This is a genomic window from Bradyrhizobium cosmicum (assembly GCF_007290395.2).
GTDB classification, from domain to species: domain Bacteria; phylum Pseudomonadota; class Alphaproteobacteria; order Rhizobiales; family Xanthobacteraceae; genus Bradyrhizobium; species Bradyrhizobium cosmicum.
On the sequence record NZ_CP041656.2, the window covers coordinates 41804 to 55529 of the forward strand.

Below are 13726 nucleotides of genomic sequence, written 5' to 3' on the forward strand. Positions count from 1 at the left end.
CGTGCCGATAGATCTCATCATCTTCGATTGCGACGGCGTGCTCGTGGACAGCGAGGTCATTTCCTGTCGCGCGCATGCCGACGTGTTGACGAAGCACGGCTATCCGATCACCTCGGAGCAGGTGTTGATCCGCTTCCTCGGTGTATCCGAGAAAGACGCGCGGCGGATGGTCGAACAGGAAATCGGCCGCAGCCTCCCCGAGGATCTGGAGAGCCAGGTGAATGCGGCCACGCTGCAATTCTATGCCAGCGATCTGCAGCCGATCACCCACGTGGCCGCGGCAATTGCCGCAATCGATTTGCCGAAATGCGTCGCATCGAGCGGCACGCCGGAGAAGATCCATCACGGCCTGACATGTGCCGGCCTTTACGACCTGCTCGCTCCGAACATCTTTTCCGCAAGCCAGGTCGCCCGCGGCAAGCCCGCGCCCGACCTGTTCCTGTTTGCCGCCGCGCAGATGAAGGTCGCACCGGAACGGTGCCTCGTGATCGAGGACAGCGTCCCCGGCGTGACCGGAGCACATGCCGCCGGGATGACTGTGCTCGGCTTTCACGGCGGCAGCCATTGCCCGCCAGGTCACGCCGAACGGCTGCGGGCCGCCGGCTCCGGATTGACGTTCGACGATATGCGGCAATTGCCGGAGCTGGTCCGGCGGATCGCAGCGGACGTCGTCGTGGGCTAGAACCCGAATCCCGCTCCAAAACCTCCGGATTCCGCATTTCGCTCGCCTTAGGGCGTCCCGGATTGACCTCTTTGGTTCATTCGCTGGATTTTCGCTGCTCCAGCCTATATCTGGAGGCCGTCCTCCACCTCCATTCCGGGTTCCATGACGCCGCCGCGCAAGCTGCACATCAAATCATATGGCTGCCAGATGAACGTCTACGATGCCCAGCGCATGGTGGACACGCTGGCTCCGGAAGGATTCGTGGAGACTGATAGCGCCGAGGACGCCGACCTCGTCATCCTCAACACCTGCCATATCCGCGAGAAGGCCTCCGAAAAGGTCTATTCCGAGCTCGGCCGGCTGCGCGTCGCCAAGGACGAGGCCGCGCGCGGGGGCCGGGCGATGCAGATCGCGGTCGCCGGCTGCGTCGCACAGGCCGAGGGTGGAGAGATCACGCGCCGCGCGCCGGTCGTCGACGTCGTGGTCGGCCCGCAGAGCTATCATCACCTTCCGGAGCTTCTGAAGCGAGCGCGCGACGAGGGCCGCGCGATCGAGACCGAATTTCCCGCAGCCGACAAATTCGGCTTCCTGGCCCAGCCCAAGCCCGCCGCGATCCGCGCGCGCGGCATTTCCGCTTTCGTCACGGTGCAGGAAGGCTGCGACAAGTTCTGCACCTTCTGCGTCGTGCCCTATACGCGCGGCGCCGAAGTCTCGCGTCCGGTGGCGAAGATCGTCGACGACGTGAAGCGGCTGGCCGACAACGGGGTGCGCGAGCTCACCCTGATCGGGCAGAACGTCAACGCCTATCACGGCGAGGGGCCTGACGGAAAAAGCTGGCCGCTCGGCCGGCTGCTGGAGCATCTGGCAAAGATTCGCGGCATCGCCCGGCTGCGTTATTCAACCAGCCATCCCCGCGACGTCGACGACAGCTTGATTGCGGCCCACCGCGACCTCGATGCGCTGATGCCCTTCGTGCACCTGCCTGTGCAGTCGGGTTCGGACCGGGTTTTGGCCGCCATGAACCGGAAACATACCGCCGATGATTACCAGCGTGTCGTCGACCGTTTCCGGGCCGCGCGCCAAGACATTGCTTTTTCATCAGATTTTATCGTGGGCTTCCCCGGCGAAAGCGAGCAGGATTTTCTCGCCACACTCGCGCTTGTCACGCAAATCGGCTACGCTGCGGCATATTCGTTCAAATATTCCGCCCGGCCGGGAACGCCGGCCGCGGACATGCAGGAGACGGTGTCCCCTTCCGAGATGGACCAGCGATTGGAGCGGCTCCAGGAACTGATCGACAGCCAGCAATCGGCCTTCAACAAGGCTGCGATTGGCTCGACGGTCGATGTGCTGTTCGAACGTCCGGCCCGCAGGGACGGCCAGATCGTCGGCCGCACCGCTTTCCTTCAGCCCGCCCATGTGATGGCCTCGCCCGACATCATCGGACAAATCCTGCCGGTGCGGATCGACAGCCTCGAACGCTACAGCTTCCTCGGTGAGCTCGCCACACCGCGCGTTGCGCGCGAGCCCGCTTTATCGCCCATAGCCACTGGAGCCTGAACCCTTGCCAAAAAGTGCATCGGATTCGTCTTCTATCGCTCCCAGCCGCAAATTCGACCGCGACATGCAAGTACCGCCCGAGACCCAGGTCGTCATCGACTTCGACGACAATCGCGCGGCGTCCGCGCTGGTCGGCCCCTACGGCCAGCACCTGGCGCAGATCGAGCGGCGGCTCGGCGTCGTCGTCGATTCCAAGGGCAACCACATCACCATCGGCGGTTCGCGCGACGGCTGCGATGCCGCCCGCCGCGTGCTGGAGACGCTCTACGCCCAGGCCGTGAAGGGACAGGATCTCGACCAGGGCGAGGTCGAGGGCGCGATCCGCGCCGTGATCGCCCAGGGCTCGCTGTTCGAGTTTGACGCCAAGTCGGCCAAGTCGACATTCGACAGCATCAATTTGCGCAAGCGCCCGGTGCGCGCGCGCACGGCGGCGCAGGATTCCTACATCCGGGCGCTGAAGCGCCACGAGCTGGTGTTCGGCATCGGTCCCGCCGGCACCGGAAAGACCTGGCTCGCGGTCGCGCATGCCGCGCAACTGTTCGAGCGCAAGGAGGTCGACAAGATCATCCTGTCGCGCCCGGCGGTGGAAGCCGGCGAGCGGCTCGGCTTTCTGCCCGGCGATCTCCGCGAGAAGGTCGATCCCTATCTGCGACCGATCTACGACGCGCTCTATGACCTGATGGATGCACGCATCGTCGAGCGCGCGCTGCAGACCGGCGAGATCGAGATCGCGCCGCTCGCCTTCATGCGCGGCCGCACGCTGACCAATGCCGCCATCATCCTGGACGAGGCGCAGAACACCACGTCGATGCAGATGAAGATGTTTCTGACCCGTCTTGGCGAGAACAGCCGCATGATCGTGACAGGCGATCCTTCGCAGATCGACCTGCCGAACGGCCAGACCTCGGGCCTCGCCGAGGCGACCCGGCTGCTGAGCGGCGTCGAAGGCATTGCGCAAGTTCATTTCAAGGCCGAGGACGTGATCCGCCACGAACTCGTGGCGCGGATCGTCTCCGCCTATGAAGGGCAGCCGCAGCGGCCGGCCGCCGGTAAATCCTGACGAGACAACAGCCGGATCATACGGGCGCGGACGCAGGCGCCTTTCGTTCCGAACAAAGAGAATGTCACACCCCAACCTTCCCATGACCGAGGTCCTTGTCGTTGCCGATTGCTGGCAACGCGAACCCGATTCCGAAGCCGTGATCCAGCGCGCCGTTGCGGCCGCTGCCGAAACTGTCGACGAGGACGTCGCGGGCGCGGAAGTGGCCGTGATGCTGACCGATGATGCCGGCATCCGCACTCTCAACAGCAACTGGCGCGGCATCGACAAGCCGACCAACGTGCTGTCATTTCCCGCGCTGCAGCCGGAGGGCGCGTGGAAGCCGGGCGATGCGCCGCGCATGCTCGGCGACATCGCGATCGCCTACGAGACCATGCGGCGCGAGGCGGACGAGGAACACAAGCCGTTCGATCATCATTTGAGCCATCTCGCCGTGCATGGTTTCCTGCATCTGATCGGCTTCGACCACGAGAACGACGACGAGGCGGAGGAGATGGAAGCGCTGGAGACGCAGATCCTGGCTCATCTCGGCATCCCCGACCCCTATGCAGACCGCGCAGGGACGCACTGAGATGCCGGATTCCGAACCGATCCACGACAATCCGCGCGATACGCCCAATCTGCCGGCCGTCGTGACGTCGGGCGAGGTGCTGCGACCGACCGCGGACAGCTGGCTGCTCCGTGCCATCCGGACCCTGTTCGGCTGGAAGGCCGGATCGGTGCGCGACGACCTCCAGGTCGTGCTCGATGCCACGACGCCCGACGACACCGGTTTCTCGACCGTCGAGCGCACCATGCTGCGCAACATCCTCGGCCTGCACGAGCGGCGGATCGCCGACGTCATGGTGCATCGCGCCGACATCATCGCTGTGAAGCGCGACATCCCGCTCGGCGAATTGATGGATCGCTTCGAAAGCGCCGGCCATTCGCGCCTCGTCGTCTACAACGAAACGCTCGACGATCCCGTCGGCATCGTCCACATCCGCGACCTGCTCGCCTACATGACCGCACGTGCGCGCGTGTCGGATGCCACCAAGACGAAGCGCAAGAAACCGCTGCCGGCCGGCCTCGACCTGCGCACGGTCGACCTGGCGCTGCCGCTGCAGGATGCGCGCATCATTCGCAAGCTGCTCTACGTGCCGCCGTCGATGCGGGCGATCGACCTGCTCGCGCAGATGCAGGCCACGCGCATTCATCTGGCGCTGGTCGTCGACGAATATGGCGGCAGCGACGGGCTGGTTTCGCTCGAGGACATCGTCGAGCAGATCGTCGGCGAGATCGACGACGAGCACGACAGCGACGAGCCGCCGTCGATCGTGCGCCTGCCCGACAACGCCTTCATCGCCGATGCCCGCGCCAGCCTCGAGGACGTCCGCACGGTGATCGGCGAGGATTTCGTCACCGGCGAGGCCGGCGAGGAAGTCGAGACGCTCGGCGGCTATCTCGTCAGCTTCGTCGGGCGCCTGCCGGTACGCGGCGAGGTGATCTCGGGCCCCGGCAATTACGAGATCGAGGTGCTCGATGCCGATCCGCGCCGCGTCAAGCGGCTGCGGATCTCGACGCGGAAGGAACGCGCCGCGCCGCGCACTCAGCGCGAAAGCCGACGCCGCGAGACCCCGCCGGAGAGCGGTCAGCCGCCGTCCAGCGATACGCCCACCCCGCCGCCGAGCGACGGGGCCGGCCCGCAGTGAGCCCGTTCCAGCGCCTTCGACAGATCGCCCTCACCATCATCCTCGCCTGGGGATGGAAGCGCGCGCTCATCGCGACGGGGTGCGGCGCGCTGTCGGTGCTGGCGCTGGCGCCGTTCAACATCTTTCCGGTGCTGTTCGTCACCTTGCCCGTGATGGTCTGGCTGATCGACGGCGCCGGCGCCGGACGATATGGCGGCGTCCCCGTCGCGGCACTGACCGGCTACTGCTTCGGGCTCGGCTATTTCGTACCCGGCCTCTACTGGATCGGCTATGCGTTCTTCGTCGACGCCGATGTGTTCGCCTGGCTGACGCCGTTCGCTGTTCTCGGCCTGCCGGCCTATCTTTCGATCTTCACGGCGCTCGGATTTGCCTTGGCCCGCCTGCTCTGGACCAAGGATGCCACGCGCATCCTGGCGCTCGCCGCGAGCCTCACCGTCGCCGAATGGCTGCGCGGTCACGCGCTGACCGGCTTTCCCTGGAATGCGTTCGGCTATGCGCTGTCCGAGCCGCTGCCGCTGGCGCAGACGGCGTCGTTGATCGGCCTCTGGGGCATGACGTTCGTCGCGATCGCGATCTTCGCGAGCCCCGCGGCGCTGATCGACCGCACGCCTGATCGGCGCCCGGCGTGGCGCGCGCCGGCTGCCGCGATGGCGCTCCTGATCGTGATGAGCATCTTCGGCGCGATCCGCCTGTCGCTCCACCCGACCACCATGGTCGCGGGCGCCAAGCTGCGCCTGATGCAGCCGGACCTCCAGCAGGACGCGAAGTTCAACTACGCCGCCAAGGCGGACGTAATGAAGAAATACCTGGCGCTGTCGGACCGCGCCTCCGGACCGCAATCGACCGGCGTGCGCGATGCCACCATCCTGATCTGGCCGGAATCCGCCTTTCCGTTCTTCCTGACCCGCGAAGCCGATGCGATGGCCGAGATCGCCGAGCTGCTGCCGAAGGGCACGGTGCTGATCACGGGTTCAGTCCGCGCGCCCGACTTGCCGCGCGGCACGCCGATCACGCGCGCGTATAATTCGATCTACGTCATCGATCACGACGGCAGCGTGCTCTCGGTCTACGACAAGCTCCACCTCGTGCCGTTCGGCGAATTTCTGCCCTACCAGGACCTGATGGAGAAGCTCGGCTTCGAGCAACTCACGCGCATGCGCGGCGGCTTCATTCCCGGCACCGTGCGGCACGCACTGCCGGTGCCCGGCGTGCCGCCCGCGCTGCCGCTGATCTGTTACGAAGCCATCTTTCCCGGTGAGGTTGCCGGGCGCAACGAACGTCCAGGCTGGATCGTGAATCTCACCAATGACGGCTGGTTCGGCATCTCGACCGGCCCCTATCAGCATCTGGAGCAGGCAAAGATGCGCGCCATCGAACTCGGACTGCCGCTGGTCCGCTCGGCCAATACCGGCGTCTCGGCGGTGATCGATCCGGTCGGACGCACCGTTGCAAGCCTCGGCCTCGGAGTCGAAGGCATTTTGGATGCAAGCCTGCCTGCCGCAATCCCACCGACCGTCTATGCGCGTGTGGGCGATGTGCCCGCTGCCATGCTCATCGCGCTGGCTGTGTTTCTGGCGGTCAGGCGACGTGTTGCCAAACGGCATCCGTAGTCACACCGTCGCTAGCGGTTTTCGGTCGACGCGACCGGAATCCTTTGACAACCGTAGTCCCACGGTTGACAGACTGCACGGGGCCTCCTCATTCTGCATCCGCTGCAAAAGACAGTGGGCATTGCTAAATTTCTCCGCAATGTTCCCCAATAACAGGGTTTGATTTTTACGCTGCTTGCACCTGAGGCATTCTCTTCGATTGCGCCGACGGTGATGTTTGGAGGCTGAGGAAATGTCGAAAGCGCCCAACCCTGTTGACAAATATGTCGGCAGCCGCGTGCGCATGCGCCGCATCATGTTGGGCATGAGTCAGGAAAAGCTCGGTGAAGCTTTGGGCCTGACTTTCCAGCAGATTCAGAAGTACGAGAAGGGTACGAATCGCGTCGGCGCAAGCCGCATCCAGCAGATCTCCGAGATTTTGCAGGTACCGGTGTCGTTCCTGTTCGAGGGCGGCCCCAGCGGCGTGGCCGGAACGGATGGCTTCGCAGAAGGCGCCTCGCCCTCTTACGTCTCGGACTTCCTCGCGACCTCCGAGGGTCTTGCGTTGACCAAGGCGTTCACGCGAATCACCGATTCGAAGATGCGCCGCTCGATCGTCGACCTCGTCGAGCAGATCGCGGCACGCGAAGGCCCCGACAAGCGCTGACGCACAATCTCAATCTGATTTGAGACCGCGTCAATTCTGGCCTATGTCGTCATCTGTGGCCGCGCTTTGGTGCGCCCCCTTTCCGATGATGCGGTTCAAAGACACAGATGCGCTCATGACCAACTCCAATTGGTTCGATTCTCAAACTATTCTCGATGGCATCCGGCGCTGGGTGGAGATCGAGACGCCGACGGAAGCGCCTGAACAGGTCAACAAGCTGATCGCTATGGTCGCGGAGCAATATCGCGATCTGCCGGTCACGCTCGAACGCATCGCCGGCGTCGACGGCTGCGGCGATCATCTCATTGCGCGCACGATCTGGGGTCAGGACCTGCCGGGCATTCTGGTGCTGAGCCACCTCGACACCGTTCATCCCATGGGATTCATCGAGCGCCTGCCGTTCAAGGTCGAAGGCGACAGCGCGTTCGGCCCCGGCATCTACGACATGAAGGGCGGCGCCTACATCGCCCAGCACGCCTTTCGCGCGCTTTGCGCAGCGGCAGATCGCTCGCCGCTCGGCATCACCCACATTTTCACCTCCGATGAGGAGATCGGCAGCCCCACCTCCCGCGCGCTGATCGAGCAGGAGGGGCGCAGGGCCAAATACGTCCTGGTGACGGAGCCTGCGCGCGACGGCGGCAAGATCGTCACCGGGCGCAAGGGCGTCGGAAGATTCGAAGTATTCATCAAGGGCGTGCCCGCGCATGCCGGCACACGGCCCCAGGACGGCCGCAGCGCGAACCGTGAGCTCGCCAACGTGATCCTGGCGCTGGAGGGAATGAACGATCTGGAGCGCGGCGTCAGCGTCAATGTCGGCGTGGTGCGCGGCGGCACGCGGCCCAACGTCACGCCGGAAGAGGCCCACGCCGAAATCGATCTGCGCGTCCCGAGCTTCGCCGATGCGGAAGAATTCGTCGGCAGGATCCTCGGGCTGACGTCGAAGACGGAAGGCGTCACCGTCAAGGTCACGGGCGCGCTCAATCGTCCGCCCTACGAGAAGAACAATGCCGGCGCCGCGCTGTACGAGCACGCAAAGACGCTTGCCGCCGAGATCGGCTTCGAGCTGATCGACGCCCACACCGGCGGCGGCTCGGACGGCAATTTCACCGCCGCGCACACCGCGACGCTCGACGGGCTCGGCGTCGACGGCAAGGGCGCGCACACCCATTATGAGCAGCTCTACGTCTCGTCACTCGAACCGCGGGCGCGGCTGCTGCATCGCCTGTACCAGACGCTGCGATGAGCGAACGCAAATCGGATCCCGATCGCGACGATAGCGAGCGCGCCTTCTTCGGGCGCCGCAAGGGCCATAAGCTCAGGCAGCACCAGGCCGAGCTGATCGATCATCTGCTGCCGCATCTTGCGCTCGACATTGACGGTGAGGCGCCGGCCAATGCCGGCGAGATCTTCGATCCCGCAGCGGACGAGGTGCGCCTCGAGATCGGCTTCGGTGGCGGCGAGCATCTTGCGGCCGAGGCGCAGGCCTTCCCCGGGACCGGCTTCATCGGCTGCGAGCCCTACGTCAACGGCATGGCGAAGATCCTCGCGCAGATCGAGGCCGCCAACATCGCCAACATCCGCCTGTTCGCGGGCGACGCCGCCGAACTGCTGGCCTGGCTGCCGCAGGCCTCGCTGTCGCGGATCGACCTGATCCATCCCGATCCCTGGCCGAAGCGGCGGCACTGGAAGCGGCGCTTCGTCCAGGACCGGACGATCGCCGCGATGGCGCGCGTGCTGAAGGCTGGCGGCGAATTCCGCTTCGTTTGCGACATCGACGATTACTGCGCCTGGACGCTGTCGCATCTGTCGCGCTCGCCGGACTTCCGATGGCTCGCCGAACGCGCCGACGATTTCCGGCTGCCGTGGAACGGCTACACCATGACGCGCTACGGCCGGAAGGCCACGCGCGAAGGGCGCAAGGCGGCGTATCTGCGGTTCAGGAGGATCTAAATCGTCTGCCGGTTGCGCCAGAATTTCACGACGCGCTCGGCCGTCGCCGGCATCAGGCGCGTGAAGTTCACGCGCGCCTGCTCGAGATCGGCATCGGCTGGCGTCCGATTCGGGCCGTACCACATCAGGATCAGGGCACGCACCGTGGGCCAGCCGAGATTCAGCATCCGCCCCAGGATCAGAATTGGATCGTAGCGATCGCCCGCGATCAGGCGGTCGAGAATCGAGAGGCGGACGCCGGCCATCGCCGAGAGCGAGGCGATCGACTCCTCGTATTTGTGCGCCCTGGCAAAGCTGAGCAGCGCGCTCTCGCCGAGATGTCCGCCGCGATGCAAGGCGAGCACGGTGCGCTGCGCCGCCGAGAAATCACGCCGCGGCCCGGGCGGCAGAGCGGCCTCCTCGATCGCGAGCATGGCGCGCTTGATCTCGACCTGGCGCGCGGGATTGACCACACGTGAGAGGCGGCGGCGGATCACGTCGAGCGTGCCGTTGAGAAGCTCCTTCAGGTGCTCGCCCGAAAGATCGTCGCGCTGACCGATCTTGAGGGTCAGCACGCCGTCCTGTGCCGCACGCTTGATCAGCTCGGAATAGCTGCCGGGCGAGAACACCGCGCCGGCATTGCCGGCCGTGCGCCGCACCACGTCGCGATCGCCACGCTCGACCAGCACGTCGGTGACGACGGCCGGCAAAGCGGGGCGCTCCGTCATCGCCAGCAAATGACCCTGGCCCTTCAACCGTGCGATCTCGACCAGGGCAGCTTCGTCGAGCACGGGCGAGTGGCGCAGCACCGGGCCCGCCACCATGATCTCGTTCTCGCGCGCGAGCTGGGTCACCAGATGCGGCGGCGCGTTGTCCAGGCGCGAGAAGCGTTCGGCAAGATCGACCCGCGAGGCCAGCTCGGCATGCGGGACGAGATCGATCAGGAGATTGTCGAACAGCTCGATGAGATCGGGACGGAGCCTTGCGGCATCGTGGAAGAACAAATCCGAGATGGCGCGCGCGATTTCGCCGCGACGCCGGGGATCACCGCGTTTGACGATATCGTCCAGTCCGGGAATGAGCGACGTGGCAACGGTCATGAAACGCAACTCGAGCAGGGCACGCCGCGGGTGCGCCCTCGGTCCAAGCCGCCCCACAATCAGGGAATCTAGGCCTGCTAGATGAAGGAAGCGTTGCGCGAGGCCCGCGGACCGGGCGCAAAAAGCCTCGTCCTGCCTGCGATGGGCCTTGTCCGGGAGGACGGAAAGGGCTATATCAGCGCCAATTCATCTTCTCATACGATCCGCGTAGTGAGAGTGGGCCCGAAAGGACCCGCTCTTTTTTGTTACCTGAGCGCGGCTTGGCGGAAGATACGGCCTGACGCGTTGTCGGGAAAGTTCCGAAGCGGGCTTTGCAGTCGTAACCAAGCCTTAACCATCGAGCGCCTTGACCCTGGATATGACCGAACCGACCACTGGTTCCACGGATGCCGAGTTGCTGGCCGAGCCGAGGCTCGTCGTCGAGCCGGGCGTGGCGGCACGGGTATCCGCGGTCGCGGCGCCCGTACTTGAGGGCATGGGTTATCGCCTGGTGCGGATCCGCATTTCCGGGGAATCCGGCTGCACAGTGCAGATCATGGCCGAGCGGCCGGACGGCACGATGCAGCTCGAGGATTGCGAGGCGATCTCGCGGGCGCTGTCGCCCGTGCTCGATGTCGCCGATCCCATCGATCGTGCCTATCGGCTGGAGATTTCCTCGCCGGGGATCGACCGGCCCCTGGTGCGGCGCTCGGATTTCGAGCGCTATGTGGGCCATCTGGTGAAAGTCGAGATGGCCGTCGCCCATGAGGGGCGGAAGCGGTTCCGTGGCAAGATCGGCGCCGTCGAAGGCGACCGCGTGCATCTGCATCGCGACGACGTCAAGTCGGGCGAAGAGACCGACGTCCTCCTGACGATGGAAGATATCGGCGAGGCACGGCTGGTGCTGACCGACGAGCTGATCGCGGAATCGATGCGCCGCGGCAAGGCCCAGGCGCGCGAGATGCGCCGCAATCTCGGCCTGGAGCCGCCGGCGGCACCGCACGCCAGCATCAGCGAGAAAACGACCAAGAACACCAAGCCGCAAAAGAAGCCGGCTCCGACGCCAAAAAAGCCGGCTCCGACAAATACGAAGAAACATCGACTTGCCGCCGACCGCGCGCGGCGGGGCGAGATCGAGCCTGACGAAGGAGACTAGCCATGGCAGTCAGCGCCAATCGACTTGAGTTGCTCCAGATCGCCGACGCCGTTGCGCGCGAGAAATCGATCGACCGCGGCATCGTGATCGCGGCGATGGAGGACGCGATCGCCAAGGCCGCGCGGGCCCGCTACGGCAGCGAGACTGACGTTCACGCCGAGATCGACCCCAAGAAGGGCGAGTTGCGGCTGTCGCGCCACATGCTGGTCGTCGACACGGTAGAAAACCATTCCAACCAGATCTCGCTGGTGGACGCACAGCGCGCCAATCCCGGTGCCCAGGTCGGCGACACCATCGCCGACACCCTGCCACCGCTGGAATACGGCCGCATCGCCGCGCAGTCGGCCAAGCAGGTGATCGTGCAGAAGGTGCGCGAGGCCGAGCGTGACCGGCAGTACCAGGAATTCAAGGACCGCATCGGCGACATCGTCAACGGCGTCGTCAAGCGCGTCGAATATGGCAGCGTGATCGTCGATCTCGGCCGCGGCGAAGCCATCATCCGCCGCGACGAGATGCTGCCGCGCGAAGTGTTCCGCAACGGCGACCGCGTCCGCGCCTACATCTTCGACGTCCGCCGCGAGACCCGCGGCCCGCAAATCTTCCTCTCCCGCACCCATCCGCAGTTCATGGCGAAGCTGTTCGCGCAGGAAGTGCCCGAGATCTATGACGGCATCGTCGAGATCAAGGCGGTTGCCCGCGATCCCGGCTCGCGCGCGAAAATCGGCGTGATTTCCCGCGATTCCTCGGTCGATCCGGTTGGTGCCTGCGTCGGCATGCGCGGCTCGCGCGTGCAGGCCGTGGTGAACGAGCTGCAGGGCGAGAAGATCGACATCATTCCCTGGTCGCCCGACATCGCGACCTTCGTGGTCAACGCGCTGGCGCCGGCCGAAGTCTCCAAGGTCGTCATCGACGAGGATCGCGAGCGCATCGAAGTCGTCGTGCCCGACACCAACAACCAGCTCTCGCTGGCGATCGGCCGCCGCGGCCAGAACGTGCGCCTGGCCTCCCAGCTCACCGGCTGGGACATCGACATCCTGACCGAGCAGGAGGAATCGGAGCGCCGCCAGGCCGACTTCGAGAACTCCACCCGCGTCTTCATGGAATCGCTCAACGTCGACGAAGTGGTCGGCCAGCTGCTGGCGTCCGAAGGCTTCACCTCGGTCGAGGAGCTCGCCATGGTGGACCTCAAGGAGCTTGCCGGCATCGAGGGCTTCGACGAGGAGACCGCGCAGGAGCTCCAGAACCGTGCCCGCGAATATCTCGAGCAGCAGGAGGCCGAGATCGAGGCCAAGCGCAAGGAGCTCGGTGTCGAGGATGCCGTCAAGGACGTGCCGGGCGTGACCTCGAAGATGCTGGTGAAGTTCGGCGAGAACGACATCAAGACGGTCGAGGACCTCGCCGGCTGCGCCACCGATGATCTGGTCGGCTGGACCGAGCGCAAGGAAGGCGGCGAACAGACCAAGTTCCCCGGCGCGCTCGATGGCCTCGAAATCTCCCGCGACGACGCCGAAGCCATGATCATGCAGGCCCGCGTCAAGGCCGGCTGGATCACCGAAGCCGATCTCGCCAAGCCGGCCGAAGAGGCCGAGGCGGCTGAAGATCAGCCGGCTTAAGGGCCAAGGAGAATGTCGCCCGGATGCTCGCAGATACCGACCACGATCTCGACAATGGCCCGCGGACCGAAAGGTCCGCGACCATGCGGATGTGCGCGGTCAGCCGCGAGGTCCGGCCGATCGATGAGCTGATCCGCTTCGTCGTCTCGCCGCAAGGGCAAGTCGTCCCCGATCTCAAGCGCAAGCTGCCCGGACGCGGCATGTGGCTCACCGCCTCGCGCGAGGTGGTTGCGGAAGCCGTTCGTCGTCACCATTTTAGCAAAGCCTTCAAGCGCGAGCTGCGCATCCCCCAGACGTTTCCTGCGGACATCGAGGCGCTCCTGGTTCGGAGCGTGACCGAAGCCCTTGGGATTGCTGCCAAGGCGGCCCAGATCGTGGCCGGTTTCGGCAAGGTCGAGAGCGCCCTGCGGGAAGGCACGGTCGAGGTCCTGATCCACGCCAGCGACGGGGCCGCGGACGGAATCCGCAAATTGGACATGCTGGCACGTCAAAATGACGGAAATCGCGGCACCAGGCCGCAGATTCCCGTCGTCACCGCACTAAAATCAGTAGAATTGGATTTGGCACTTACCCGGTCAAATGTGATACATGCTGCCCTGCTCGCGGGCCCGGCGAGCAAGTCATTCCTGTCACGTAGCCAGATGCTGGTCCGATACCGGATGGCGGACGATGACAAGACTGCCGAAAAGCCCGGCCAGGATTTCTGAGAGACAACGAC

Annotated in this window: 13 protein-coding genes; 12 read left to right on the forward strand and 1 reads right to left on the reverse strand. The window is 65.2% G+C overall.

The genetic code is table 11. The annotated features are described in order from the left end of the window. Position 1: 1 nt before the first annotated feature. The 9 genes from FNV92_RS00170 (at position 2) to trmB (ending at position 9181) form a co-directional block, all read left to right on the forward strand. On the forward strand, positions 2 to 682 hold the full coding sequence (locus tag FNV92_RS00170; RefSeq protein WP_143842694.1) for an HAD family hydrolase: 681 nt from the start codon (positions 2 to 4) through the stop codon (positions 680 to 682). Between the two features lie 144 nt (positions 683 to 826). Then, positions 827 to 2224, forward strand: a complete 1398-nt coding sequence (gene miaB, locus FNV92_RS00175) for a tRNA (N6-isopentenyl adenosine(37)-C2)-methylthiotransferase MiaB (protein WP_143842693.1) — start codon at positions 827 to 829, stop codon at positions 2222 to 2224. Positions 2225 to 2288: 64 nt separating this feature from the next. After that, on the forward strand, positions 2289 to 3284 hold the full coding sequence (locus FNV92_RS00180; RefSeq protein ID WP_014438680.1) for a PhoH family protein: 996 nt from the start codon (positions 2289 to 2291) through the stop codon (positions 3282 to 3284). Between the two features lie 82 nt (positions 3285 to 3366). Next, the gene (ybeY, locus tag FNV92_RS00185) at positions 3367 to 3855 is read left to right on the forward strand and encodes an rRNA maturation RNase YbeY (protein ID WP_014438681.1); all 489 of its coding nucleotides are present in this window, start codon (positions 3367 to 3369) and stop codon (positions 3853 to 3855) included. A 1-nt stretch (position 3856) separates the two neighbouring features. Then, entirely contained in the window at positions 3857 to 4975 is a 1119-nt protein-coding gene (locus FNV92_RS00190) for a hemolysin family protein (RefSeq protein WP_168213409.1), read from the forward strand. Then, on the forward strand, positions 4972 to 6585 hold the full coding sequence (gene lnt / locus FNV92_RS00195) for an apolipoprotein N-acyltransferase (protein ID WP_143842691.1): 1614 nt from the start codon (positions 4972 to 4974) through the stop codon (positions 6583 to 6585). Before FNV92_RS00190 ends, lnt begins: the two co-directional genes overlap by 4 nt. 232 nt (positions 6586 to 6817) lie before the next feature. Then, positions 6818 to 7231: a helix-turn-helix domain-containing protein gene (locus tag FNV92_RS00200; protein ID WP_014438684.1), complete on the forward strand. Its 414-nt coding sequence runs from the start codon at positions 6818 to 6820 to the stop codon at positions 7229 to 7231. A gap of 85 nt (positions 7232 to 7316) precedes the next feature. Beyond that, positions 7317 to 8474, forward strand: a complete 1158-nt coding sequence (locus tag FNV92_RS00205) for a M20 family metallopeptidase (protein WP_143842690.1) — start codon at positions 7317 to 7319, stop codon at positions 8472 to 8474. Next, on the forward strand, positions 8471 to 9181 hold the full coding sequence (trmB, locus tag FNV92_RS00210; RefSeq protein WP_143842689.1) for a tRNA (guanosine(46)-N7)-methyltransferase TrmB: 711 nt from the start codon (positions 8471 to 8473) through the stop codon (positions 9179 to 9181). The genes FNV92_RS00205 and trmB overlap by 4 nt, the downstream gene beginning before the upstream one ends. On the opposite strand, the gene FNV92_RS00215 is transcribed toward trmB, so the two are convergent. Further along, positions 9178 to 10260 carry a DUF2336 domain-containing protein gene (locus FNV92_RS00215; protein ID WP_041747941.1) on the reverse strand — a complete coding sequence of 361 codons (1083 nt, stop codon included), beginning with the start codon at positions 10258 to 10260 and terminating at the stop codon, positions 9178 to 9180. The two genes, trmB and FNV92_RS00215, sit on opposite strands and share 4 nt — an antisense overlap. 358 nt (positions 10261 to 10618) lie before the next feature. Here FNV92_RS00215 and rimP point away from each other — a divergent pair, with 358 nt between their 5' ends. Genes rimP through FNV92_RS00230 form a run of 3 tightly spaced genes read left to right on the forward strand, consistent with a single transcriptional unit; the run spans position 10619 to position 13715 of the window. Beyond that, entirely contained in the window at positions 10619 to 11395 is a 777-nt protein-coding gene (rimP, locus tag FNV92_RS00220; RefSeq protein ID WP_143842688.1) for a ribosome maturation factor RimP, read from the forward strand. A gap of 2 nt (positions 11396 to 11397) precedes the next feature. Further along, positions 11398 to 13008, forward strand: a complete 1611-nt coding sequence (nusA, locus tag FNV92_RS00225; RefSeq protein WP_014438690.1) for a transcription termination factor NusA — start codon at positions 11398 to 11400, stop codon at positions 13006 to 13008. Between the two features lie 23 nt (positions 13009 to 13031). After that, positions 13032 to 13715, forward strand: a complete 684-nt coding sequence (locus FNV92_RS00230) for an RNA-binding protein (protein WP_014438691.1) — start codon at positions 13032 to 13034, stop codon at positions 13713 to 13715. The last annotated feature ends 11 nt before the right edge of the window (positions 13716 to 13726 follow it).